Source organism: Burkholderia sp. E168m22 (genome assembly GCF_001319805.1).
GTDB classification, from domain to species: Bacteria; Pseudomonadota; Gammaproteobacteria; order Burkholderiales; family Burkholderiaceae; genus Burkholderia; species Burkholderia orbicola.
This window is the reverse complement of record NZ_BBSK01000143.1, coordinates 85,310-109,036: the sequence shown is the minus strand read 5'-3', so window position 1 is coordinate 109,036 and position 23,727 is coordinate 85,310. Positions and strand designations below refer to the sequence as shown.

The window sequence follows — 23,727 nt, the reverse complement described above, 5'->3', positions numbered from 1 at the left end:
CGAGCGCCGCGCCGTTGCCGGCGATCAACCCGCCGCCGCTCAGTGCCGTGCCGCCCGAAAACGTGTTCACGCCGAGCAGCGTCGTCGTGCCCGTGCCGCTTTGCGCGAGGCCGCCGTTACCGGCGATCGTGCCGCCGAGGCTCAGGCCGGCCGCGCCGTTCAGGCCCAGCGTGGCGCCTGCATCGAGATTCACCGCATTGCCGAGCAGCGTGCCGCCGACGTTGGTCGCCAGCGAGCCGCCCGCACCGGTCACATGCAGCGCGCCGGTGCCGAGCGCCGCGCCGGTGCCGGCGATCAGCCCGCCGCCGCTCAGCGCCGTGCCGCCCGAGAACGTGTTCGCGCCGAGCAGCGTCGTCGTCCCGCGCCGGTTTGCGCAAGACCGCCATTGCCGGCGATCGTGCCGCTCAGGCCGAGGTTGGCCGAACCGTTCAGGCCCAGCGTCACGCCGGTGTCGATATTCACGGCATTGCCGAGCAACGTGCCGCCGATGCTGGTGCCGAGCGTGCCGCCCGCGCTGCTCACGTTCAGCGCGCCCGCGCCGAGCGCCGTGCCGGTGCCGACGACGAGCCCCCCGCCGCCCGTCAGATTCGTTCCGCCCGTGAACGAATTGGCGCCGTTCAGCGTCAGCGTGCCGGTGCCGCTCGCGTTCAGCGCACCGCCGCCGCCGATCGTGCCCGACAACGCGAGCCCGTTCGCGCCGTCGACCGTCAGGCTCGTGCCGAGCGCCACGTTGTTGAGGAGGTTCACGCCGGCCGCGCCGGCCTCGAGCGTGCCGCCGCCGGCGACGATCGTGCCGGTGCCCAGGGCCCCGGCGCCGTGGACGATCGCGGTGCCGCCGGTCAGCGACGCGTTCGTCGCGGTCGATGCGCCGGTGAGGTCCCACGTGCCGCCCTGCACGCCGAGGTTGTTGAAATTGCCGTACGTATCGACTGCAATGGTGCCGTTCGCCGGGCTACCGACAGCCGTGTTCAGTTGCAGGTTGAGCGTGTTGTTGCCGCCCAGGCCGGCATCGACGCCGAGCCCGACCGACGACCCGGTCTGCGCATTGAACGTGTTCGACGTGCCGAGGGCCGCGCCCAGCGACACGTTGCCGGTGACGGTGCCGGCGTTGGTGAACGTGTTCCCCGCGCCCGGCGTCCCGCTGGGCGCGAGCACCACCGAACCGTTGATCGCGCCGCCGCTCGCGTTGGTGAAGTTGACCTGTGCGCCGCCCGACGTGGTCACGACCTGCGCGGTCGGGCCGGCGCTGAAGCCCAGCAAGCCGGTCGTACCGATCGTGCCGGCATTCGTGATGTTCGTCGTGCCGCCCGTGCCGTTGTATACCGTCAGCGCCGGCCCGTTGAGCAGCGAGCTCGTCGACCCCATCATCACGCCCGAGCTGGTGTTCGTGACGTTGACGGTGCTCGCCGACCCGACATTGCCGACCACCGTGCCGTTCGACACGAGGCTCAACCCGGACAACGCGGGGTCGATCCTGCCGTTGTTGGTCAGCGTGACGCCGCTGCCGGTCAGCGACAGCGCGGTGCCGCCGAGCAACGGCACCACGGATACGGTCGCGAGCGGCGCAACGGTCAGGTTGAGATTGTTGGTGCCGTTCGAATAGGACGTGGTGGCTCCGGTACAACTGACGATCGTCGTTCCGGTGCAGGCGGCCAGCGCGTCGACGGGGACGATCCCGGCACCGACCAGCGCGACCAGCATGCCGGTCGGGACGAGGAGTTTCGGACGTGCTTCCGCGCGCTTTTTGTTCGAGCCCATGCGCATACGCATAATCACACCTTCCCATAAGAGAATCGACGACACCGGGTATTGCCTCGACGCATTTAAAATGCCGAAGACAAATACTGGAATTCGCTATTCGATGTTTTTTAGAAAAACACCGCCCCGTCACCAATCCGAAGTGGTTGGCTGGATTAAAAACAAATAAGAATGAATCGATGAGAATTATTGAATCGGCATATTTTACTTTTAAGCCCCCTTCGTCACCCGGTAAGTTTTTCGCTAATCAGAAACAGTTGTTTTCATATAGCCGGAAGCACTGCCCGGGGGAGCACAGTCGAACCCCGTCCGTCCCTGCAGGCCAACACCGCCTCGCCGCCGAAATCCCGTATGTACGGAGCCTTCCGCCCGACAATCAAACGCCGGACCTGCCCGGTCGGACAACCGTACCGCCGTCGCCCCGCCTACCCGTTCGTCAGTACCTGCCGTCCGATTCTCATGTCTCCAGGCGTGATCGCGAGACAAATATAGGCTCGACTCGCAAACGTTTTCCATGGGCCGGATATTTTTTTGGCAAAACTCAACATTCTTTCATCCCGATTAACTCATTTACGCCCGAGATGAAAATGATTCTCTTTAAGTAAATCACGCAAATCATTAAGAAAGGCAAAAAAATCAAATTCCCGGATGCCGAATTTTTAGCGGATCTGCTTTAATTGATTCAGATCCGCCGCATTGCCTTTCCGATTCGCGGGCGATAACGAGGTGTCCAAGGGAGAACTTCACGATGGTGACGTTGAACATCAACAACCGGCCGGCCGAGATCGATGCCGATCCGTCGACGCCGGTGCTCTGGGTGCTGCGCGACAACCTCGGGCTGACCGGCACCAAGTTCGGCTGCGGCACCGGCGACTGCGGCGCCTGCACCGTTCATGTCGACGGCCGGGCGGCCCGAAGCTGCACGCTGGCGCTGTCGGCGGTCGGCAGTGCGCGCATCACGACGTCCGAACATCTCGCCGACGATGCGCTCGGCAAGGCCGTCCTCGACGCGTGGCTCCGGCACGACGTCGCGCAATGCGGCTACTGCCAGAGCGGTCAGATGATGAGCGCGGCCGCCCTGCTGCGCGGCAACAAGGCGCCGACCGACGCCGACATCGATCGCGCGATGGCCGGCAACCTGTGCCGCTGTGCGACCTACCAGCGCATCCGCGCCGCGATTCACGATGCGGCCAGCGCGCTTGCCTGAGCCTGCCGGGAGACTTTGACCATGCGTATTCGCACTGCCGGGCGCCCGGCGAGCACCGACGCCCCCCACCCCGACGCTTCGCCGGTCGCCGGAACAGGTTCTCCGTCGCTCGGCCGGCGCGGCTTCCTGAAACTCACGATGGCGGCGAGCGGCTGCCTTGCACTGGGCATCGCGCCGACCCGGGCCACGGCCGAAGCCGGCAAAGCCCTTCCGTCTTCGCCACCGCAAGCATTCCTGATCATCGCGCCGGACAACACGGTGACGATCGCCGTCAACCGGACGGAATCCGGCCAGGGCGTCAGCACCGCGCTGCCGATGGCGCTGGCCGACGAACTGGATGCCGACTGGCGCAACGTACGCACCGTGCTCGCACCGGCCGGCGAGCCGTACAAGGACCCGGTGACGGGCATCCAGATGACCGGCGGCGCGACGTCGGTCAATCACTCGTTCGCGCAATACCGCGAACTCGGCGCGTCCGCGCGCGCGATGCTCGTCGCCGCGGCCGCGCGGCGCTGGAACGTCGATCCCGCCGCGTGCCGCACCGCGAACGGTGTCGTGACGGCCGGCAACCGCAGCGCGACCTACGGCGAACTGGCGCCCGACGCGATGGAGATGCCGGTGCCGCAGCGGGTGCCGTTGAAATCGCCGGACCAGTTCCGCATCATCGGCAAGCCGACACCGCGCATCGACGCACGCGCGATGCTCGACGGCACGCTCAAGTACGGGATGGATTGGCGCCTGCCGGACATGAAGGTGGCCGTGATCGCGCGCCCGCCACGCTTCGGCGGGCAGGTCGCGAGCTACAACGCGGCCGCGGCCCGGGCGATCAAGGGCGTGGTGGAAGTCGTCGAGATCCCGGTCGACCGCGGCGGCACCGGCGTGGCCGTCATCGCCGATGGGTACTGGCCGGCCAAACTCGGGCGCGATGCGCTGCAGGTCACATGGAAGGACAGCGGGTCGAGCGTGTCGTCAGCGGAACAGATGCGCGCTTACAAGCAGCTCGCCGCCTCGCCCGGCACCGTGGTGCGGACAGCGTCGAGCGGCAGTGCGCCGCCACCGGCAACACGGATTCAGAAGGAATACGAATTTCCGTATCTCGCGCATGCGCCGATGGAGCCGCTCAGCTGTACGGTGGACGTCGGCCCGGCGAGCTGCGCGTGCGGGATCAAGATCTGGGGCGGATCGTCGCTGCAGACGGCCGATCGCGCCGCGGTCGCGAAGGCGCTCGGCGTGGCGCCGGCCAAGGTCCAGATCTTCACGTTGACGTCGGGCGGCGACTACGGCCGGCGTTCGACGCCGACGTCGGACTACGTGGTCGAAGCCGCGCGCGTATCCGCCGCCTATCTGGCGGCCGGCCACCTCGGCCCGGTCAAGACGATCTGGACGCGCGAGGACGATCTGCGCGGCGGCTATTACCGCCCGATGGTGCTGCATCGCGTCGACATCGGCGTGGACGGCAGCGGCACCGTGCGCGACTGGCAGCACGTCGTCGTCGGCCAGTCGGTGCTGAAGGGTTCGCCGCTCGAGCGCACGACGATTCGCAAGGGTGGCGTCGACCCCGCGCTGACCGAAGGCGTCGCCGACAGCCCGTACGGCTTTCCGATGCAGGTGTCGGTCCATCAGACGGACGCGGACGTGCCGGTCCAGTCGTGGCGCTCGGGCGGCCATACGCATACGGCATTCGTGATGGAGACGCTGGTCGACGAGCTCGCGCACGCGGCGCGACAGGACCCGGTCGCGTATCGGATGGCACGGCTGTCCGGTCCCGAGCACGCGCCCCATCGCCAGGCGCTCGCGCTCGCCGTCGACAAATCCGGCTACGGCACGCGCACGCTGCCTGCCGGGCACGCATGGGGCACGGCCATGCATGAATCGGCCGGGACGGTCGTGGCTTACGTGACGGAGGTCTCGATCGAAGCGCAGCAACCGCGCGTGCATCGCGTGACGGCCGGCGTGTATGCGGGCCGCATCGTCAACCCGACTGGCGCGGAAGCGCAGATCCAGGGCGGCGCGCTGTTCGGCCTCGCGACGACGAAGCCGGGCTTCGCGATCGACGTCGACCATGGCGCGGTGCGCAACGCCGGTTTCGCCGACTATCCACCCGTGCGCATGCAGGAAGCGCCGCCGGTGGATGTCTTCTTCGTTCCGTCGGACGCGCATCCGACCGGGTTGAGCGACGCCGGCGTGCCGCCGATCGCACCGGCGGTGGCCAACGGTGCGTTCGTCCTGACCGGCGAGCGGATGCATGCGTTGCCGTTCGCGCCGATGCTGGTCGCGGCAGCCGCCCCGGCGATGCCGGCGGCCCCCGCGGCAGCCGTCGACGACGATCCGTACGGCGACCTGGCGGCCGGCGGCTGCCGGATGCCGCGCAAGGCCAAGCCGGCCGCGTTGAAGCCCAGGACCGGTCAGAGCCAGGCAGGCGTCGGCCAGGCCCCGTCGATGCCGAAATTCCTGCGGCCGAAACGACGCGCCGGCATCCCGTGCATCGACGATCTGAAGAAAGGCACGGTGTGACGTAGACGATCCGGCCAGCGGCTGCGCCCGGCACGCCCGCCGGGCCAGGCGCAGCCGCATGGACCATCGCGACGGCGGGACAGCGCGCCCGCCGTCGCGTTCACCCTCGCACGCGCCGCATCCTGAGCGTCGCCGACGGCGATTCGCCGAACGCGCGCTTGTACTCGATCGCGAAGCGTCCGAGGTGCGCGAAACCCCATTTCAGCGCGATATCGGTGACCGACGCGAGCCCCGGCGTATCGTCGGCCAGCAGTTCGTCGCGCACATGTTGCAGCCGCAACTGCCGCACGAAGCCCATCGGCGTGATCCCGTGGCGATTGCGAAAGCCGGCGAACAGCGTGCTCGGGCTGACGCCGGCGAGATCGGCGAGCCGTTCGATCGTCAGCGGCTCGTCGAGATGCGCGCGAATGTATTCCTCGACGCGCCGCACGTAGAACGGCGCGAGCGCCGTCGGCAGGCGCCGCGTGCCGTCGCGTGCGCTGTTCGGGTGGCCGTGCAGCAGCAGGTTGAGCAGCGTCGATTCGAGCTGCTCGAACGCAAGCGGATGACGCAACGGATGCGCGTCCGTCGCGATCGCGCCGGCGAGCACCGGCAGCAATTGCGCGAGACAGGTGCCCTGCGGCGACGCCAGGCTGAATTCCGGTTCGAATTCGACGCTCGCACGCCGGTCGTCGCCGAAATGCCGCTGCGCGTGGCGCTCCATCACTTCACGCTCGATGCGCAGGATCACCTGCGGGCACGCATCGCCCCAGCGCATCTTCAACGGCAGCGTCGGCGAAAGCAGCGACGCGGTGCCCGGCGACGACACGAAGCGCGTCGCGCCGCATTCGATCTCGGCGTCGCCGCGCAGCGGAATCTGCAGCAGGAAGAAATGCTCGAGCGGCCCCGGCTCGATGCTGACGCCGCCACCGTAATCGAGCAGGTTCAACGACAGGTTGCCCCAGCGCGCATGGTGCATGCAGCTGTGCAGCGCACGCGATTCGCCGGTCGGCGTGAGCCGGTGCGGCTTGAACACATCGGCCACGCGTGCGCGCACCTCGTCGACGTCGTTCGACTGCAGCAGCAGCGTGTCGTGATTGAAACAGGCGGCATCGGCCAGCCAGCCGGTTTCGAAAAATTGCGCCATCGAAGTTCTCCCGTCGTGCTCGATCGCACTCGCGCCGTGCATGCATTCCCGCTATCGGGGAATCCGCCGCACGATCCGGACAGCGCCTGGAGTATCCGGACAGTCCGTCCTACGAAACACGCAAGTCCCGCGCAAGCCACGCAAGAAGCGGACCGTTCGCGCATCGTAGAAAACTGTGCGGGCCTTCCGCATCCGCACATACCCGCACTCGGCCCCGGCCCGCCGGCCTGCGGCAGCCGCTGCCGCAGGTTTCCGGAATTCGCGGATACCGGCCGAAGAAAGCGGATAGAAACGCCCATTTCGGCCGCCAATACTGGGCCGTCACCGAAACCAACCGCATGGAGGGACCCATGAACGGACGTCACATCGAGATTCCAGCGCCGGACGGCGGCGCGTTCCGCGCGTACCTGAGCACGCCGGCCGGCGGCACCGGGCCGGGCATCGTGCTCTGTCACGAGATCTTCGGCGCGAACGCGACGATGCGCGACGTGGCCGACTATTACGCCGAGGAAGGCTATACGGTGCTCGTGCCGGACCTGTTCTGGCGCCAGGCCCCGGGCATCGAGCTCGGTGATACGGCGGCCGATTTCGCGCGCGCGATGGCCCTTTATCGCGAATACGACGAAAACAAGGGCGTCGAGGACATCGGCGCCGCGCTGGCCGAGTTGCGCGAGCGGCCGGAATGCACGGGCGAGGCCGGCGTGCTCGGCTACTGCCTCGGCGGCAAGCTCGCGTATCTCGCCGCGTGCCGGCTGCCGGGCGTGGCCGCGGCGGTCAGTTACTACGGCGTGGGCATCGAGCATGCGCTGGACGAAGCCGCGCACCTGCACGGGCGGCTCGTGCTGCAGATCGCGGAGCTGGACCGCTTCTGCCCGCCCGACGCGCAGCAGCGCATCGCGGCTGCGCTGGCGGGCCGCGGCGGCGTCGAAGTCTACGTCTACCCCGGCGTCGATCATGCATTCGCCCGCGCCGGCGGCGATCATTTCGACAAGGCCGCCGCGGTCATGGCCCACCAGCGCGCGATCGCCGCGTTCCGCGCCGCGCTCGGCCCGCGCTACGACCTGTCCGCGCTGTGGGAAACGCACCTGAAGCACGAGTTCGACACGCGCAACGTCGACGCGACGATGGCCACGATGGTCGCCGAGCCGTACGTCAACCATATTCCGACACTGACGGGCGGCGTCGGCCACGACGAACTGAAGCGCTTCTACACGCATCACTTCGTGCATGCGAACCCGCCCGACACGACGATCACGCCGATCTCGCGCACGATCGCCGCGAGCCAGATCGTCGACGAGCTGCTGTTCCGCTTCACGCACACCACCGAGATCGACTGGATGCTGCCGGGCGTCGCGCCGACCGGCAAGCGTGTCGAGATTCCGCTCGTCGCGATCGTCAAGTTTCGCGGCGACAAGCTCTATCACGAACACATCTACTGGGACCAGGCGAGCGTGCTCGTGCAGATCGGCCTGCTCGATCCGGCCGGCCTGCCGGTCGCGGGCGTCGACACGGCCCGCAAGCTGCTCGACGAAACCGTCCCGTCGAACGGCCTGATGCGCCGCTGGCACGACAGCACGCCATCGACGGATGCGCACTGACGCGGCCCTTCCCTCACCCCACGATTCCCGGAGACACACCATGAATGCCCTTGCTGGCAAAGTCGCGCTCGTCACCGGCGGCGCCACGCTGATCGGCGCCGCGGTCGCGCAGGACCTGAGCCGCGCCGGTGCGTGCGTCGCGATCCTCGATCTCGATGCGGACAACGGCGCACGCGTGGCCGCGTCGCTCGGCGAACGGGCGCTGTTCATCGCGCTCGACATCACCGACGATCGTGCGATCGAGCGCGCGATCGCGACGATCGTCGAGCGGTTCGGCGCGATCGACGTGCTCGTCAATCTCGCGTGCAGCTATGTCGACGACGGCATCCATGCGACCCGGAACGACTGGCTCGCCGCGATGGACGTCAACGTCGTGTCGGCCGCGATGCTCGCGAAGGCCGTGCATCCGCACATGGCCCGGCGCGGCGGCGGCGCGATCGTGAACTTCAGCTCGATCTCCGCACAGTGCGCGCAAACCGGCCGCTGGCTGTATCCGACCTCGAAGGCCGCGATCCGCCAGCTCACGCGCAGCATGGCGATGGATCTCGCGCCCGATCGCATCCGCGTCAACTCGGTATCGCCGGGCTGGACCTGGTCGCGCGTGATGGACGAGATGACGCACGGCGACCGCGCGAAGACCGATCGCGTCGCCGCGCCGTTCCACCTGCTCGGACGCGTCGGCGATCCGTCGGAAGTCGCGCAGGTCGTCACGTTCCTGTGCAGCGACGCGGCGAGCTTCGTGACCGGCGCCGACTACGCGGTGGACGGCGGCTATGCCGCGATGGGCCCCGAACAGGCGGTGCCGGCCATTCCGCGGCTCGCGGAGTGACCGTGCCGCGTCGCCGCTTCCTCCAATCATGACGGCCGCTACGCAACCAACCAAGGACCTTCCCATGAGACGCATCGCTATCGTCGGCGCCGGCCAGTCCGGCCTGCAACTCGCCTTCGCCCTGCTCGACCAGGGCTACCACGTCACGCTCGCGACCAATCGTGACGCGGAGCAGATCCGCACGGGCAAGGTCATGTCGAGCCAGTGCATGTTCCACACGTCGTTGCAGATCGAGCGCGATCTCGGCCTGAATACGTGGGAGGAAGCGTGCCCGGCCGTCGAAGGCATCGGCATCGCGGTGCCGCACCCGGACGGCCACGGCCGCAAGGCGATCGACTGGTCGTCGCGCCTCACCCGCTACGCGCAGTCGGTCGACCAGCGCGTGAAGATGGCCGACTGGCTCGACGGCGTGCGCCGCCGCGGCGCGGACGTGCGCATCGCGGACATCGGCGTGCCCGAACTCGAGGCACTCGCGCGCAGCCACGACCTCGTGCTGCTCGCGGCCGGCAAGGGCGACATCGTCGGCCTGCTCGGCCGCGACGATGCGCGCAGCCCGTTCGACCGCCCGCAGCGCGCACTGGCTCTCACCTACGTGAAAGGGATGACGCCGAGCGAGCCGTATTCGCGCGTACGCTTCAACCTGCTGCCGGGCATCGGCGAGTATTTCGTGTTTCCCGCGCTGACCACCACGGGCCCATGCGAAATCATGGTGTTCGAAGGCATCCCCGGCGGCCCGCTCGACTGCTGGGCCGACGTGAAGACGCCCGAGCAGCATCTGGACCGCAGCCTGTCGTTCCTGCAACAGTACGTGCCATGGGAATTCGAACGCTGCCGCGACGTCGAACTCACCGATCCGAACGGCACGTTGGCCGGACGTTTCGCGCCGACCGTGCGCAAGCCGTTCTTCCGGCTGCCGTCGGGCCGCACCGTGTTCGGGATGGCCGATGCGGTGGTCGTCAACGATCCGATCACCGGCCAGGGCTCGAACAACGCCGCGAAATGCGCGAACGCGTATTTCGACGCGATCGTCGCGCGCGGCGCCGCGCCGTTCGGCGAAGACTGGATGCAGCAGACCTTCGAAGGCTATTGGGCCTATGCGCAGCATGTCGTGCGCTGGACGAACTCGCTGCTCACCCCGCCGCCACCGCACATCCTCGAACTGCTCGGCGCGGCCGGCCAGTCGCCGTCGCTCGCGAAAACGATCGTCGACGGCTTCGACGATCCGCGCCGGTTCGCGCCGTGGTGGTTCGAGCCGTCGGCGTGCGCGGCGCTGATCCGCGAACACAGTGTGCGTGCGGAGTAACCGCCATGGAAACGACCGTTACCGACCGCGCGGCCCTCGACCCGATGCAGTTGCGCGCCGCGTTCGGGCAGTTCCCGACCGGCGTCACCGTGATCACCACGTGCGCGGCCGACGGGCGCAAGGTGGGCCTCACCGCGAATTCGTTCTCGTCGCTGTCGCTCGATCCGCCGCTCGTGCTGTGGAGCCTGCGCAAGGTCGCGCCGAGCCGCCCGGATTTCGTCGCGGCCACGCACTTCGCGATCAACATCCTCGCGCACGACCAGATCGACCTGTCGCGGCGCTTCGCGACGCCCAGCGCCGACAAGTTCGACGGCGTGCCGCACGTGGCATCGGAGAGCGGCGGCGTGCCGTGTCTCGGCGGCGCGAGCGCGCGCTTCGTGTGCCGCAACGTCGGCCACTACGAAGGCGGCGACCACCTGCTCTTCATCGGCGAGATCGAACGGTTCGACGCATTCGGCAAGGCGCCGCTCGTGTTCCATGCCGGCCAGTATCGCGCGATCGCCGATCATCCCGATCTTTTACGTGCCATTTAATTAGTCATACAAACGAATAATCAGGAGGTGGTGAACATGAAACTCGGCTCTCGCCTGCTCGTCGCCGCAGGCTTCGCGATCGCCGGCCTCGCCAGCCACGCGCCGGCCCACGCGGCCGATCTGCCCGCGGTCAACCTCGGCATGACCAGTTTCCTCGACGGGATGCCGCCGGCCGGCGCCGGCTGGTACGGCACGCAGTACCTGCAGTACTACACGGCCGGCCGCGTCAACGACAATGCGGGCAACAAGGTCGGGTTGCCGAAGCAGGACATCGACCTGTTCGCCGGCTTGAGCCAGCTCGTCTATCAGTCGCCGCTGACGTTCGCGGGCATGCATCCGGGCCTCGACGTGATCCTGCCGTGGATTGCGTCCGCGCGCACCGACGACGGCATCGGCAACGTCGCGCTGAATGCGCGCGCCGGCTTCGGCGATCTGCTGATCGGCCCGTTCATCCAGTTCGACCCGGTGATGGGCACGCAGGGCCCGCGCTTCGCGCAGCGCGTCGAATTCCAGTTCATCGTGCCGACCGGCGCGTACGATCCGTCGCGCGCGATCAATCCCGGCAGCCATTTCTGGTCGTTCGATCCGTACTGGGCCGCGACGCTGTGGCTCACGCCGAAATGGACCGTGTCGTGGCGGCTGCACTATCTGTGGAACGCGACCAACCATCAGCCGGCCACGGCACTCGGCCCCGACGTGACGTCGACGCAGGCCGGTCAGGCGCTCCACGTGAACTTCGCGACCGAGTACGAAGTGCGGCCCGGCCTGCGGCTGGGGCTCAACGGCTACTGGCTGCGCCAGACCACCGACATGAAGGCCAACGGGCAGGACGTGCCGGGCGCGCGCGAAGCCGTGTTCGCGATCGGGCCGGGGGCGATGGTCAGCTTCTCGCCGCACGATCACCTGCTGTTCAACGCGTACTTCGAGACTTATGCGCGCAACCGGCCGCAGGGCACGCGGATGGTGCTGCGCTACGTGCATCACTTCCAGTGACGCGCGGCGCGCCGGCTGCCCCGCCACGGGGCACCGCCGCTTCAACGGGTTAGCAGTAGGGGGCAGCCGTGAAGGCGGTGGACTACGGCTTGTTCCATGACCGACCATGGGTCCAGGATGCACTGACGCCGCTATGGTCGACCTGTCTCGCGGCGCCGCCTGGGGAGGGAGCCTCCATGAAGCCTGTTGCCGTGCCGGCCGCCGGATGGCCACCGCGTGGCCGCGGGGCCGGCACATCCGGCCTTTATCGATGCGCGCGAAGCCGCATCCGCGCGCCGCTCACGGCGCGACGCCAACGAACGTCGGCAGCAGCACGCGATACACGTGAATCATCGCCGGGCCGAGCAGCACCATCATCAGCGCGGGAAAGATGCAGAAGATCAGCGGAAACAGCAGCTTCAGCGCGATCTTCGCCGCGCGTTCCTCCGCGCGCATCCGGCGCCGCGTGCGCAGCATGTCCGACAGCACGCGCAGCGATTCGCTGATGCTCGTGCCGAACCGGTCGGCCTGGATCAGCATCGCGCAGAACGATTCGATGTCCTCCACGCCGGTGCGCAGCGCGAGATTGCGCAGCGCCGTCTCCTTCGTGAAGCCGGAGCGCATCTCGAGCAGCAGCAGGTCGAGTTCGCTCGCGACCACCTCGCTGCGAAACCGCAGCTCCTCGCTCACCTTCATCAGCGCCGCGTCGAGCCCGAGGCCGGCTTCGACGCACACCGTCAGCAAGTCGAGCGCGTCCGGAAAATCCTCGAAGATCTTCCGCTGGCGCACCTTGACCCGCTGCGACAGCACGATGTTCGGAATGTAATAGCCGATGCCGGCGAGCGCGACGAGGATCAGCGACAGCAGCGCACGCTCGTCGCCGAGCGACGTGGTGATCAGCGCCAGCAGCGCGGCGCACGGCAGGCCGAGCGCGAGCATCGTCTTCGCGGTGAAGTACACCGCGGCCGCGCTCTGGTTGCGCCAGCCGGCATTCATCAGCCGGATGCGCAACGGCGAATTCTCCCAGCCCTCCTTCGGCACCGACAGCTTCGAGATCGGGCTGGACAGCTCGACCAGCTTCGCGACCCAGCGCGACGCCATGTCGTCGCCGTCGCCCGCGCCGGCGACGCCGCCCGCCCCGGTCCCGCCGGCCTGCTGGAGCCGGCGCTGGATGCCGCGCGGCGCGAACAGCAGCATCGCGACGAGCACGCCGCCGGCCACGAAGATGAACAAGCCGCCCAGCATCACGGCCTGGACCACGCTCAGGTTTTGCATGACAACCTCGCAACGGTTCGTTATTCGGCTCGCGCGTCAGACGCGAATGCGCACGATACGGCGAATCCAGAACAGGCCGAACAGCATCGACACCAGCATCGTGCCGACCATCCGGATCCCCGCCGGGTCCTCCCAGAGCACCGACAGGAATTCGCGGTTCAGCAGCGCCATCACCGCCGCGGTGCCGAACGGCAAGAGCCCGAGAATCCACGCCGACAGCCGCCCTTCCGCCGACAGCACGCGCACCTTGTCGAACAGCTTGAAGCGCTCGCGGATCAGCCCGGCGATGCTCTCGAGCAACTCGGCCAGGTTGCCGCCCGTCTCGCGCTGGATCAGCACCGCGATCACGAAGTAGCGCAGGTCCTGCACCGGCACGCGCGTCGCGAGGTTCGTCAGCGCGTCGTGCAGCGACACGCCGTAGTTGACCTCGTCGAACGTGACGCGGAATTCGCCGCCCATCGGCTCGGAAAACTCGTCGCCGACCATCCCGAGCGTGCTCGTGAACGAATGGCCGGAACGCAGCGCGCGCGCGATCATGTCGCAGATGTCCGGCAACTGCCGCTCGAGCTTGCGCATCCGCTTGGCGCGGCAGCGCAGCACGTACGTCATCGGCAGCCACCCGGCGACCAGCGCGACCGGCACCGCGGCGAGTTGCGGCAAGCGGGCGAAACTCGCCACGAACCACGCGAGGGCCGCGAACGTCGCGCTGAGCGTGATCAGCTTCGGCAGCGTCCAGTCGAGGCCCGACTGCTGGATCACGAGGTCGAGCGCATGCACGCGCGGCAGGCGCAGCAGCAGCCGGTCGAACGGCTTCGACTCGTCGAGCATGCGCTTCTTCAGGATCGACAGCCGCTCCTGCTGGACGTTGCCGCCGGCCGACATCGCGCGAATGCGCGACTCGATCCGGCGCGCGGCGGCGCCGTGCCGCGCGTTCCACCATTGATAGATGCCCTCGATCGACAGCACGACCGCGACGAAGGTAAGAATCACAAAACCGTAAAAGATCGCATTCATGAGGCCTCCCCGGCAGCGCACGGCGCCCTGGCGTCAGTCCGTCTCGTAATGCACGGACGGGTCGTACAGCGAATCCGGCAGGTTGATGCCGAACGCTTGCAGCCGCTCGGCGAACTTCGGCCGCACGCCGGTCGCGCAGAAGTGGCCGCGCACCGCGCCGTCGCGGTCCACGCCCGTGCGCTTGAACGTGAAGATCTCCTGCATGTTGATGATGTCGCCTTCCATCCCGGTCAGCTCCTGGATGCTGACGATCTTGCGCTTGCCATCGGTCAGGCGCGCCGCCTGCACGACCACCGAGATCGCCGACGCGATCTGCTGGCGCATCGTCTTCGGCGGCAGCGTCAGGCCGGACACGCTGACCATGTTCTCGAGGCGCGTCAGCGCGTCGCGCGGCGTATTCGCGTGGATCGTCGCGAGCGAGCCTTCGTGGCCGGTGTTCATCGCGTTGAGCATGTCGAGCGCTTCGGCGCCGCGCACTTCGCCGAGGATGATGCGGTCCGGGCGCATCCGCAGCGCGTTGCGCACCAGCGTGCGCTGCGTGATCTCGCCCTTGCCCTCGATGTTCGGCGGGCGCGTCTCGAGCCGCAGCACGTGCGGCTGCTGCAGTTGCAGCTCGGCGGCGTCCTCGATCGTCACGATCCGCTCGTTGCGCGGAATGAAGCCGGACAGGATGTTGAGCAGCGTCGTCTTGCCGCTGCCGGTGCCGCCCGACACCAGCACGTTCACCTTCGCGCGCGACAGCGCGTCGAGCAGCTCGGCCATCGGCGGCGTCAGGCTGTGGTAGCGCACCAGGTCGTCCATCTTCAGCGGGTTGACCGCGAAGCGCCGGATCGACATCAGCGGCCCGTCGATCGCGGACGGCGGGATGATCGCGTTCACGCGCGAACCGTCCGGCAGCCGGGCGTCGACCATCGGGCTCGATTCGTCGATGCGGCGCCCGACGCGCGACACGATCTTCTCGATCACCTTCATCAGGTGCGCGTCGTCGTAGAACGTCACGTCGGTCAGTTCGAGCTGGCCGCAGCGCTCGACGTAGACCTGCCGGTACGTGTTCACGAGGATGTCGGAAATGCCGGGGTCGCGCAGCAGCGCTTCGAGCGGGCCGAAGCCGAACATCTCGTCGTACACGTCGATCGCGAGCTGGCGCCGCTCGATGTCGTTCGCCGGCAGCCGCTCCTCGTCGAGGATGCGCGCGATCAGCGCGCCGATTTCCATGCGGATCTGATCCTGATGCAGCCGGGACAGGCGCTCGAGCTCGACGCGCTCGAGCACCGCCAGATGAATTTCGCGGCGCAGCTTCTGGTATGCGTCGCGCACCGACGAATGCGCCGGGCCGGCCGCGTCACTGGCCGCCAGCGGCTGGGCCCGGTGCAAGGACATCTGTTCGCGCAATGACATGATGGTTCCCCGAAAGAATTACATCGACTTGAGCTTCGGCGTGGCCTTGCGGCCGAACAGCCGGGACATCAACGGTTCGCTGTGCGTCGCGCCGCGTCCCGCGCGCACTTCGCCGTCGACGAGTTGCTTCGCACAGCCCTGCAACGCCCGTACGACCGCCGAGCCGCGCGCGAGCCGCGACACCGGATGGCCCTGGTTGATCGCTTCGAGCACGGTGTCGGCGTCGTCGGGAATCGTGCAGGCCGCGTGCAGGCCGAGCACTTCCTCGAGCGCGGCGCGGGTCCGCTCGCTCGCGCGGGTCGTGCGGTTCACGATCAGCCGCAACTGGTCGGTCGAGTAGCCGAGCGACACGAGAATTTCCAGCAGCCGGCGGCCGGCGCGCACGTGCGGCATCGCGGGCTGCAGCACGATCTGGATCTGGTCGCTGCGATCGAGCGCGACCATCGACAGCGGGTTGATGCCGACGCCGACGTCGAAGATCACGAAGTCGTAGCGCGGCGCGGCGACGCCGAGAATCCATTCGAGCGCGTCCTCGCGCATCTCGGCGGCCTTGACCGGGTCGCCGGCGCCCGCCAGCACGTGGAAGTTTTCCGTCACGTGCGCGACGCTCGCGTCGAGAAACGCGCCGTCGAGCCGCTCGATCTGCGCGCACAGCTGCGGCAGCGTCGACGGCGGCGTTTCGTCGCTGACGAGGAATGCCGCGTCGGCGAACTGCTGGTTCAGGTCGATCAGCAGCACGCGGCGCTTGAAGCCCTCCGCGATCTCGAACGCGATGTTGCCGGCCGCGAAGCTCGTGCCGACCCCGCCCTTGCACGACATGAACGACACGATCCGCGTGTCGTCGGTATCGCGCCGCGTGCTTTGCGCGGCCGCCCGCCCGAGCGCGTTGCCGAGCGCCTGCGGATCGAGCGGCCACTGCAGCACGTCGCGGGCGCCCGCGCGCATCGCGTCGAGCAGCACGTGCGGCGATGCGTCGGCCGTCACGAGGATGCAGGTCAGGCCCGCATGCGCACGGCAGATGCGCTCGATCGCCGACAGCTCGGACGGCTCCAGCGACGTGCCGTCGATCAGCAGGATGTCGAACGCATCGAGCCCGTCGGTGCGATGCTCGATCTGCGACGGGCGGCCGGTGGCGCGCGTCGTGCGATAGCGTCCGCAGTCGGCCACGAGACGCGCGATCTGCGTGAGCCGCGCGGTATCGTCGGAAGCTACGAGGATGTTGATCATGTCGTGTGCCTCGTCTTTTCGATTAGTTGCAGGCGGAACCGCCCGTCGCGGAATTCAGGCTTTCGCGCGGCAGCGTCGTCGTGAACGGCGGCATCCTGACCGTGACGTTCATGAACGGGATCATGGTCTTGACGGTGACGTTCGTGACGCTCACCGTCACGAACGAGCACGTGTTCACGTCGCAGCTCGACGGCGTGTAGTTGACCGACACGTTCGCGCTCGACAGCAGCGGCAGCAGCGATCGCACGCGTTTCACGACACCCGCGGCGTTCACGTCGCAAACCACCGCGGTGCGCGCGCCGAGGCGCACGGCCTCGCTCGCGGTGTTCCAGTAGAACAGCACGCGGCCGAACTCGAAGATGCCGATCAGCAGCATGATCAGCACCGACGCGATCAGCGCGAATTCGACGATCGCCACGCCGCGCTGCGCGCGCCGGCGTGACAGTGGAAAATGGCGCGCGTTCATGACACCTGCCTCATCACGGTGACGATGTTGCCGAAGGTGATCGACGGCAGCCACGGGTACGCGGGGATCGGCTGGTACTGGTAGCCCGAGATCTTCACTTCGACGACGTTGATCGCGCCCGTGGCCGTGCCGCTCGCCGCGTTGTTGTTCGAATCGTAGGTCGGCAGGTTCGCGAACTGCGACGGGTCGGACGCATCGCTGCAGCCGGTCGTGCGCTGTGCGTCGCAGATCGTGACCATCGACGTCGTGAGCCCGGGCACCAGCTCGGTGCCCGACGAGCCGCACGTCGTGCTGCCGTACACGACGAGACACTGCGCCTGCGACACCGGATACGCGCTGTCGGTCGGCAGCCAGACCGACAGGTAGCGTGCCGCATCGCGCGTGGCCTTGGTCAGCGTCTCGTACTGGTAGATCGCGCGACCGAACTCGGCCACGCCCGTCGCGAGCATGATCATCGGCATCAGCACGAGCGCGAACTCGACGGCGACGACGCCACGGGTGCGCGAACGACGAATCGGCGGCTTCTTCATGATCGTCTCTCCGCTATTGAACGAGCATCGGCACCTGGGTGCCCGACGCACTGCCGCTGCCGGGCAAGCCATGCGTCGCGCACGGGTTGTTGCCCGAGACCGACGAGCCGAGGTATTCGAGGTGCGCGACGACGGCGCCGCTGCCGGCGCTGAACGGGAGCGGATCGAGCATCAGCACGCAATCCCATTGCGTGACGTGCACCTTGCCGCTGCTGCCCTTCAGCGTCGAACAGTCGCCTTCCGGCGCGAGCGCGAGGCGCCGGTCGCTGCCGTACGTCGAGTAGTTGCTCGCCGTCGCCGTGCCGTTGGTGGCGATGCCACTGCCCGACGGCGGCGCGCCGTCGCCCTGGTAAGGCTTGAAGCTCGCACGGTCGGCCACGAACTGCGTGTATGCGTCACCCTTGATGCCCGCCGTTCCGGGCGGCCCGTAGTTCGGCCCGACGTATGCGTAGCCGGTGAAGTCGGGCTGGCCGCTCGAACCGTTCGCGCCGTTCGTATAGATGCCGAAGCGCGTATTCCACGCACGCTGCGACGCCGACTTCATGCCCGTGGTGGCCAGATCGGGCGGACTCGTGATGTTGCAGGTATTGCCCGACAGCTCGCTCGCGAGCGTCGTCTCGTTCGTCGAGCCGTCGAGCGCCGCCCAGCCGAAGTTGCCGGGCCCGTAGGTCGACGACGACCCGGACGGCGACGAGATCCAGTCGCCGACCTTGTAGGCCGGATCGGACGGGCCACGGCACACGAACACGGGAATCGCGCAGGTGGTCTGCCCGCCGCCGACGGTCGCGATCGCGCTCGCCGACACTTCCGCCGCATTCGCGAGCTTCGTGCCCGGCAGCACGTTCAGCACCTCGATGAACCAGTGCGCGATGTTGCTCAGCGTCGCGGTGCACTGCACGTACTTGATGTTCGCCGGCGTCGTGACCGCGTTCTTGGTCAGGAACGGGTTGGTCAGCGAATCGCTGAACGTGACGTTCGCGTTGGTCGACATCTGTACCGACGTCTTCTGGAAAAACACGAAATTCAGATGGCCGGCGGCGATGCCGTCGGCTTCGGCGACCGACAAGCTGATCGCCGACGTCAGGTCGCGCGCGGCGGACAGCGCGCAGGCATCGGCGCTGTTCTGCAGTTCGCTGCGCGTGACGTACAGCTTGCCGAGATCCAGCGCGAGCCCGACGAACCCGATCATCACCGCCAGTGCGAGACCGACGATGATCGCGACGGCACCGCGCTGGCGGTGCAGGCTGCGACGCGTGACTTTCGGATAGCGGGCTGCGCGGTTCATGGCGTTCTCCCTGAGCGTGCCGTCGTTACTGGGTCGACTTGCCGATGCCGATCACGAACGCATTGGTGGGCGGCTGGACCTGCTTGAACGACTTGTCGTAGTTGTCGAGCGCAGACGCGGCGGCGCCGCCGTCGACCCCCGGTGCCGATACCGGACGTTCGCCGGCATGCGGATCGATGATCTGGGCGTGCATCACGGTGCGGACCGAGTCGCCGAAGCGGCTGTCCCACACCGGGGTCGACGACATGCAGCCGGCAAGCGCGAACGCGAGCGGGGCGGCGAGCGCCGCGCGGCGCACGAATACGAGGTAGGCGGATTTCATGAGCTTCCCCTTGGACGGTTTCAACGATCGGTGGACTGGGGTTCCGCGCCGGCGCGCGCAATCTGCGCTTTCGGCGCCGCCGCGCTCCGGTGCTTCGGTCGCGCCGCCGGCTGGGCCGACGGTTCGGGGCCGGCGGCCGCGAGGCGCGCGGCGGCGGCTTCGATGCGCGCGACACGCGCCGCGGTGGCCGCGTCGGACTGCGGGGCGGCGGCCGCGACCGGCGCCGGCGCCTTCGGCGGCTCGGCCGGCACGGGCGGCTGCACGTCGGCGTCTTGCGGCGTGCGCGGTGCGGGCAGCGCGGCCGGCGCGACCGGTGCTTCCGACTTCGGCGCCGGAGCAGGTGCGGGCGCCTGGGCCGGCGTCTGCGGAGCGGCTGCGCCGTTCGCGGGTTGCATCGGCTGCGCGCCTGCCTTGCGCACGCCGCCACGGCCTTCCATGTTGCCGGTCGCAAAGACGTCGACTTCGTTCGGCTTCGAGAAGCTGTCGGTCGGCAGCGCGACGTCCGCGGTCTGCAGCGGCTTCACCAGGTGCGGCGTGATCAGGAAGATCAGCTCGGTGCGATCCTGCTGGAACGACGTGCTGCGGAACAGCGCGCCGAGCACCGGCACTTCGCCGACGCCGGGGATCGCCTTCAGCGCACCGCTCGCGTTGTCCTTGATCAGCCCGCCGATCGCGAACGATTCGCCGTCGCTCATCTGCACCGTCGTCGACGCGCGCCGCGTCGTGATCAGCGGCAGGATCGACGTGCCGCCGATGTTGGACGCGCTCAGCGTGACGCCCGTCTGCGACAGTTCCGACACTTCCGGCGCGACCTTCAGGCTGATCCGGCCGTTGGCCAGCACCGTCGGCGTGAACTTCAGCGCGACGCCGAATTCCTCTTCCTGCAGCGTGATCGACGAGACGCCGTTGCTGCCGCTCTGCGGGATCGGGATGAAGATCTTGCCGCCCGCGAGGAACGTCGCTTCCTGACCGCTGATCGTCACGAGGTTCGGCTCCGCGAGGATCTTGACGAGGTTGTCGGTGTTCTGCGCGTCGGCCGCGATGCTGAACGGCTTGTTGTTCGCCTTGTTGAACACGGCGCCGCTCGCGACGCCCGCGAGCAGGTTGCTGACCAGCGCGCCGCTCCACGAACCGAACCCGCCCTGGATGTTGAACGCGCTGCCCATCTGGTTGATCAGCGTCTTCGACACCTCGGCCACCTTCACCTCGAGCATCACCTGCTGCGGCGACGTGACGTTCAGCATGTTGAGCACGCCGCCGCCCTGCTTGCCGCCTGCCGCATCGCCCGCGCTGTCGCCGTACGCATGGGCGATCTGCACGGCCTGCTGCGCGGCCTGCGAGCTCGACACGGTGCCGGCCAGCACGATCGTGCCGGCCGCGGTCGACACATGGATGTCGCGCTCGTTCGGCATCAGTTGCAACAGCGACGCCTGCAGGCCGCCGGCGTCCGCGCCGACCGCGACGTCGATCACGCGGCATGCGCCGCTCCTGCCCTGCACGATCATGTTGGTCGTGCCGACCGCAAGCCCGAGGATGTACAGCGTCTGCGGCGACACCATCGTCGCCTGCGCGACGGCCGGGTTGCCGATCGTCCGATTGCGGACCGGCTCCGGCATCGGCACCAGCAGCGACTTGCCGAGCGGCACGGCGACGCTGGTCGATTCGCGCACGGCGCCGACGCAGTTCGGCCCGCGCAGCGGCCCCGCCGACGCGGCGGGCGCGGCGGCCGGCACCGGCGCCATGCTGATCGTCATCTGCATCGGCCCCTTGCCGACCGCGGCCGGCGCGCTGGCGCCGCCCTTCGTCAGCACCGCCGACTCGATGCCTTCCTGCGCGAGCGCGCCATACACGGTCAGCCATCCCGAACAGAGGATCGCGGCCATCATCGTGCCCCGTGCGACGCGTGTGCGCAGCGGGCCGGTACCTGTGCGTTGCGGTTTGATCTTCATTTCGTCTGATCCCCCGAGAGACCGGCGCCGTGCCGGTTATCGACTTCCAAGGCCGCCGCGCGATGACGGCGGCCGGTTTGTTGGTCTGGCTGTATGCATTCGTTTCAGAAACATTCGACGCTGCCCTTCACGCCCGTCAGCACGCCGACGCAGTCGCGCCGGACTTCCGGCGCCGCGTGCGACGCGACGTGCACGCGGACCGGCCGCACGTGGACGGGCGCCGGTGCCGCTTCCGGCACGGGTTCCTTGCCGAGCAGCGTCAGCTTGGTCGCGCCGCCGGTGGTCAGCGTCTTCTGGTCGACCTGGTTGCGCAGCACGAGCGACAGCGTGCCGACGCTGCGTGCGAGGTCGAGCCGTTCGGCCTGGTCGGGCGTGACTTCCAGCGTCACCGCGTTGACCACCTTCGGCGCCGTGTCGTCGCGGCTGACCTGCTGCGCGACGGCCAGCACGAGGATGTGCTCGAGCACGATCTTCGAGATGCTCTGCCCGTCGGTCTTGCCCTGCTGTTCCTGCGTGTTGACGATCACGTCGACGTAGTTGCCCGGCAGCGCGAAGCCCGCGACGCCGACCACGTCGTTCACGCGCACCGTGATCGCGCGGCTGCCGTCGGCGATCACCGCGGACAGCCCGCCCTTCGTCCCGACCGGCGCGAGCTTCGACTCGATCACCGGCTCGCCGCGCGCGAGGCTGGTGCGCACGACGCGCCCTTCGAGCGTTTTCGTATCGGTGAAGGCGCCGGTCGGCACGCTGCCGGCCGGCCAGCTGACCATGTGGATCTGGTTCGGCCCGAGCGGCTCGCCCAGGTTCAGGTCGGTGGTGGCCACCGCGACGGACGTGACCGAGCTCGTGGACGTCTGTACCAGCCAGCGGGACGCGAACACGACCGCGGCGAGACCCGCGACCATCGCGACGACCAGCATCATGAGCGCTCGACTGTTTTTCATGGCAATGCTCCTCGACGAATCGTGAAAGAAACGGCTCAACCGGTGATGAACGTGCGGCCTCCGCGCTCGACGGGCGGCGGATGACTGCCGTCCCGTTCAGGCGCCGCGCCGAAATAACTCGCCCACGCGTCGTACAGCGCGTCGTGCGTCACCTCGGGCGGATCGCCGCGGTAACGCGCGCCGGCGGCCACGAGGCGCAGCAGGTCCGCCGGAAAGCACGCGAGAAACGCCTTGCCGGTCGGCAGGTGCAGCCGATGCAGCAGGAAGTCGAAGGCATCGCTCGCCGACACGAGCCCGAGCGACGCGCAGGCCGCGTCGTACACCGCGCGGTAGTCGTCGATCGACATCGCGCCGACGTGCAGCTTCGAGCCGAGGCGGCGCATGAACGCGTCGTCGCAGAACTGCTCCGGCGCCAGGTTGCTCGAGAACACCGGCCACACGTCGAACGGCATCACGAAGCGGTTGCCGGACTCGAGCGTCATGAAATCGACGCCGCGATCGAGCGGCCGCAACCAGCGGTTGAGCAGGTCGCGCGGCTCGACGCGCTGGCGGCCGAGATCGTCGACGACGTACATGCCCATGTTCGCCTTCATGTGCGGCGGTGCCTGGTAGAAGCCGGCCGCTGCGTCGCGACGCAGGTCGAGCTCGTCGAGCGTCAGCTCGCCGCCCGACATCACGACCGGCCGTTCGCACAGCCGCCAGCGGCGATCGACCGACTGGCCGCCGGCCTGCGACCCGACGTCGACGTGCACGAGCGGGTCGTAGACCTCGATCACTTCGCCGGCCGCGCAGATCGCGTACGGGATCGGCACGCGGCCGTGCATCAGCGCGCCGAGCCGCTCGGCGAGAAAGGTCTTGCCGCTGCCGGCCGGGCCGTAGATCAGCAGCGGCCGGCCCGCGTTCAGCGCGGCGGCCGCCGCATCGAGCACCGCCGTGTCGATCACGATGCCTTCGAACGCCGCCCACACGTCGCTCTGGCCGATGTGCAGCTTGCGCACCGAATGCGCGGCCACGCTCGCGAGATACGCGTCGAGCGTCACCGGCGCGGGCCCGCTGTAGCCGCTGCGTTCCCGTTCCTCGAGCGCGAGCACGCGGCCCGCATCGGTCAGGCGGAACGTCACGTCGAGATCCGTCGCGCCGCGATGGGTCAGCTCGACGAGATGCTCGCGCACCAGGAACGCAAACACTTCGTCGAGTACCGCGAGCGGCAGGCAGTGCCGTTCGACCAGATCGCCGTACGACGGGCGGCCGAGCACCAGCGTCGACTTCAGCACGAGGCCGCCGACGAACGCCATGCTCAGGCCGGTTTCCGCGAGCGAGCGCGGCGCCGGCGGCAGCTGCGCGCCCGGCTTCGTATGGGCCTCCCGCGACGGCGGCGGATCGGGCAGGCGTGCCACCTGCGCATCGCGTCTCGGTTCGGTGTGGTTCGTGTTCATGATCGTTGCGTCCTCGTTGCGTTCTCGTTGCGGGTCCGCCG

At 68.4% G+C, this 23,727-nt stretch carries 19 protein-coding genes and 1 pseudogene; 7 read left to right on the top strand and 13 right to left on the bottom strand.

Annotation, left to right across the window (positions count from 1 at the left end; all coding sequences use genetic code 11):
* Window positions 1-1,770 (bottom strand): annotated as a pseudogene (locus AP428_RS32060) (beta strand repeat-containing protein); the annotation flags it as partial.
* Window positions 1,771-2,506: 736 nt separating this feature from the next.
* Between AP428_RS32060 and AP428_RS32055 the strand changes: the two are divergent.
* On the top strand, window positions 2,507-2,965 hold the full coding sequence (locus AP428_RS32055) for a (2Fe-2S)-binding protein (protein ID WP_011549039.1): 459 nt from the start codon (window positions 2,507-2,509) through the stop codon (window positions 2,963-2,965).
* A gap of 21 nt (window positions 2,966-2,986) precedes the next feature.
* On the top strand, window positions 2,987-5,479 hold the full coding sequence (locus AP428_RS32050; RefSeq protein ID WP_054928648.1) for a xanthine dehydrogenase family protein molybdopterin-binding subunit: 2,493 nt from the start codon (window positions 2,987-2,989) through the stop codon (window positions 5,477-5,479).
* A 100-nt stretch (window positions 5,480-5,579) separates the two neighbouring features.
* Here the strand turns inward: AP428_RS32050 and AP428_RS32045 are convergent, their stop codons facing one another.
* Window positions 5,580-6,605, bottom strand: a complete 1,026-nt coding sequence (locus AP428_RS32045; RefSeq protein WP_041489513.1) for an AraC family transcriptional regulator — start codon at window positions 6,603-6,605, stop codon at window positions 5,580-5,582.
* A gap of 350 nt (window positions 6,606-6,955) precedes the next feature.
* Between AP428_RS32045 and AP428_RS32040 the strand changes: the two genes are divergently transcribed.
* The 5 genes from AP428_RS32040 to AP428_RS32020 all read left to right on the top strand — a co-directional run bounded on the left by AP428_RS32040 (window position 6,956) and on the right by AP428_RS32020 (window position 11,861).
* The gene (locus AP428_RS32040; protein WP_011549042.1) at window positions 6,956-8,203 is read left to right on the top strand and encodes a dienelactone hydrolase family protein; all 1,248 of its coding nucleotides are present in this window, start codon (window positions 6,956-6,958) and stop codon (window positions 8,201-8,203) included.
* A gap of 40 nt (window positions 8,204-8,243) precedes the next feature.
* Complete coding sequence (locus AP428_RS32035) at window positions 8,244-9,032, top strand: SDR family oxidoreductase (protein WP_011549043.1); 789 nt, start codon at window positions 8,244-8,246, stop codon at window positions 9,030-9,032.
* Between the two features lie 64 nt (window positions 9,033-9,096).
* Entirely contained in the window at window positions 9,097-10,335 is a 1,239-nt protein-coding gene (locus AP428_RS32030) for a styrene monooxygenase/indole monooxygenase family protein (RefSeq protein ID WP_006486286.1), read from the top strand.
* A 5-nt stretch (window positions 10,336-10,340) separates the two neighbouring features.
* Window positions 10,341-10,868 (top strand): flavin reductase family protein, encoded by a 528-nt coding sequence (locus AP428_RS32025; protein WP_011549044.1) that lies wholly within the window; start codon window positions 10,341-10,343, stop codon window positions 10,866-10,868.
* 36 nt (window positions 10,869-10,904) lie between these two features.
* Window positions 10,905-11,861, top strand: coding sequence for a transporter (locus tag AP428_RS32020; protein ID WP_011549045.1), 957 nt, complete (start codon window positions 10,905-10,907; stop codon window positions 11,859-11,861).
* Window positions 11,862-12,140: 279 nt separating this feature from the next.
* Here the strand turns inward: AP428_RS32020 and AP428_RS32015 are convergent, their stop codons facing one another.
* The 11 genes from AP428_RS32015 to AP428_RS31965 form a co-directional block, all read right to left on the bottom strand.
* Window positions 12,141-13,115, bottom strand: coding sequence for a type II secretion system F family protein (locus AP428_RS32015; RefSeq protein ID WP_011549046.1), 975 nt, complete (start codon window positions 13,113-13,115; stop codon window positions 12,141-12,143).
* A 36-nt stretch (window positions 13,116-13,151) separates the two neighbouring features.
* Window positions 13,152-14,129 (bottom strand): type II secretion system F family protein, encoded by a 978-nt coding sequence (locus AP428_RS32010; RefSeq protein ID WP_011695056.1) that lies wholly within the window; start codon window positions 14,127-14,129, stop codon window positions 13,152-13,154.
* A 33-nt stretch (window positions 14,130-14,162) separates the two neighbouring features.
* Complete coding sequence (locus AP428_RS32005; protein WP_011549048.1) at window positions 14,163-15,527, bottom strand: CpaF family protein; 1,365 nt, start codon at window positions 15,525-15,527, stop codon at window positions 14,163-14,165.
* 18 nt (window positions 15,528-15,545) lie between these two features.
* A complete protein-coding gene (locus tag AP428_RS32000) occupies window positions 15,546-16,754 on the bottom strand; it encodes an AAA family ATPase (RefSeq protein ID WP_011549049.1) in 1,209 nt (402 codons plus the stop codon).
* Between the two features lie 22 nt (window positions 16,755-16,776).
* Window positions 16,777-17,220: a TadE/TadG family type IV pilus assembly protein gene (locus AP428_RS31995; protein ID WP_011549050.1), complete on the bottom strand. Its 444-nt coding sequence runs from the start codon at window positions 17,218-17,220 to the stop codon at window positions 16,777-16,779.
* A complete protein-coding gene (locus AP428_RS31990; RefSeq protein ID WP_011549051.1) occupies window positions 17,217-17,750 on the bottom strand; it encodes a TadE/TadG family type IV pilus assembly protein in 534 nt (177 codons plus the stop codon). The genes AP428_RS31995 and AP428_RS31990 overlap by 4 nt, the downstream gene beginning before the upstream one ends.
* Window positions 17,751-17,763: 13 nt before the next feature.
* On the bottom strand, window positions 17,764-19,035 hold the full coding sequence (locus AP428_RS31985) for a pilus assembly protein TadG-related protein (RefSeq protein WP_011549052.1): 1,272 nt from the start codon (window positions 19,033-19,035) through the stop codon (window positions 17,764-17,766).
* A 25-nt stretch (window positions 19,036-19,060) separates the two neighbouring features.
* Window positions 19,061-19,357 carry a hypothetical protein gene (locus AP428_RS31980; RefSeq protein WP_041489514.1) on the bottom strand — a complete coding sequence of 99 codons (297 nt, stop codon included), beginning with the start codon at window positions 19,355-19,357 and terminating at the stop codon, window positions 19,061-19,063.
* 20 nt (window positions 19,358-19,377) lie between these two features.
* Window positions 19,378-21,306 carry a type II and III secretion system protein family protein gene (locus tag AP428_RS31975; RefSeq protein ID WP_011549054.1) on the bottom strand — a complete coding sequence of 643 codons (1,929 nt, stop codon included), beginning with the start codon at window positions 21,304-21,306 and terminating at the stop codon, window positions 19,378-19,380.
* 104 nt (window positions 21,307-21,410) lie between these two features.
* Window positions 21,411-22,250: a Flp pilus assembly protein CpaB gene (gene cpaB / locus AP428_RS31970; protein ID WP_011549055.1), complete on the bottom strand. Its 840-nt coding sequence runs from the start codon at window positions 22,248-22,250 to the stop codon at window positions 21,411-21,413.
* A 35-nt stretch (window positions 22,251-22,285) separates the two neighbouring features.
* Window positions 22,286-23,686: an ATP-binding protein gene (locus tag AP428_RS31965; RefSeq protein WP_011549056.1), complete on the bottom strand. Its 1,401-nt coding sequence runs from the start codon at window positions 23,684-23,686 to the stop codon at window positions 22,286-22,288.
* Window positions 23,687-23,727: the final 41 nt, after the last annotated feature.

Excerpts from the sequence above, each read along its gene's own strand:
- AP428_RS32055 (WP_011549039.1), top strand. The coding sequence starts at position 2,507 with ATGGTGACGTTGAACATCAACAACCGGCCGGCCGAGATCGATGCCGAT.
- AP428_RS32050 (WP_054928648.1), top strand. The coding sequence starts at position 2,987 with ATGCGTATTCGCACTGCCGGGCGCCCGGCGAGCACCGACGCCCCCCAC.
- AP428_RS32045 (WP_041489513.1), bottom strand. The coding sequence starts at position 6,605 with ATGGCGCAATTTTTCGAAACCGGCTGGCTGGCCGATGCCGCCTGTTTC.
- AP428_RS32040 (WP_011549042.1), top strand. The coding sequence starts at position 6,956 with ATGAACGGACGTCACATCGAGATTCCAGCGCCGGACGGCGGCGCGTTC.
- AP428_RS32035 (WP_011549043.1), top strand. The coding sequence starts at position 8,244 with ATGAATGCCCTTGCTGGCAAAGTCGCGCTCGTCACCGGCGGCGCCACG.
- AP428_RS32030 (WP_006486286.1), top strand. The coding sequence starts at position 9,097 with ATGAGACGCATCGCTATCGTCGGCGCCGGCCAGTCCGGCCTGCAACTC.
- AP428_RS32025 (WP_011549044.1), top strand. The coding sequence starts at position 10,341 with ATGGAAACGACCGTTACCGACCGCGCGGCCCTCGACCCGATGCAGTTG.
- AP428_RS32020 (WP_011549045.1), top strand. The coding sequence starts at position 10,905 with ATGAAACTCGGCTCTCGCCTGCTCGTCGCCGCAGGCTTCGCGATCGCC.
- AP428_RS32015 (WP_011549046.1), bottom strand. The coding sequence starts at position 13,115 with ATGCAAAACCTGAGCGTGGTCCAGGCCGTGATGCTGGGCGGCTTGTTC.
- AP428_RS32010 (WP_011695056.1), bottom strand. The coding sequence starts at position 14,129 with ATGAATGCGATCTTTTACGGTTTTGTGATTCTTACCTTCGTCGCGGTC.
- AP428_RS32005 (WP_011549048.1), bottom strand. The coding sequence starts at position 15,527 with ATGTCATTGCGCGAACAGATGTCCTTGCACCGGGCCCAGCCGCTGGCG.
- AP428_RS32000 (WP_011549049.1), bottom strand. The coding sequence starts at position 16,754 with ATGATCAACATCCTCGTAGCTTCCGACGATACCGCGCGGCTCACGCAG.
- AP428_RS31995 (WP_011549050.1), bottom strand. The coding sequence starts at position 17,220 with ATGAACGCGCGCCATTTTCCACTGTCACGCCGGCGCGCGCAGCGCGGC.
- AP428_RS31990 (WP_011549051.1), bottom strand. The coding sequence starts at position 17,750 with ATGAAGAAGCCGCCGATTCGTCGTTCGCGCACCCGTGGCGTCGTCGCC.
- AP428_RS31985 (WP_011549052.1), bottom strand. The coding sequence starts at position 19,035 with ATGAACCGCGCAGCCCGCTATCCGAAAGTCACGCGTCGCAGCCTGCAC.
- AP428_RS31980 (WP_041489514.1), bottom strand. The coding sequence starts at position 19,357 with ATGAAATCCGCCTACCTCGTATTCGTGCGCCGCGCGGCGCTCGCCGCC.
- AP428_RS31975 (WP_011549054.1), bottom strand. The coding sequence starts at position 21,306 with ATGAAGATCAAACCGCAACGCACAGGTACCGGCCCGCTGCGCACACGC.
- cpaB (WP_011549055.1), bottom strand. The coding sequence starts at position 22,250 with ATGAAAAACAGTCGAGCGCTCATGATGCTGGTCGTCGCGATGGTCGCG.
- AP428_RS31965 (WP_011549056.1), bottom strand. The coding sequence starts at position 23,686 with ATGAACACGAACCACACCGAACCGAGACGCGATGCGCAGGTGGCACGC.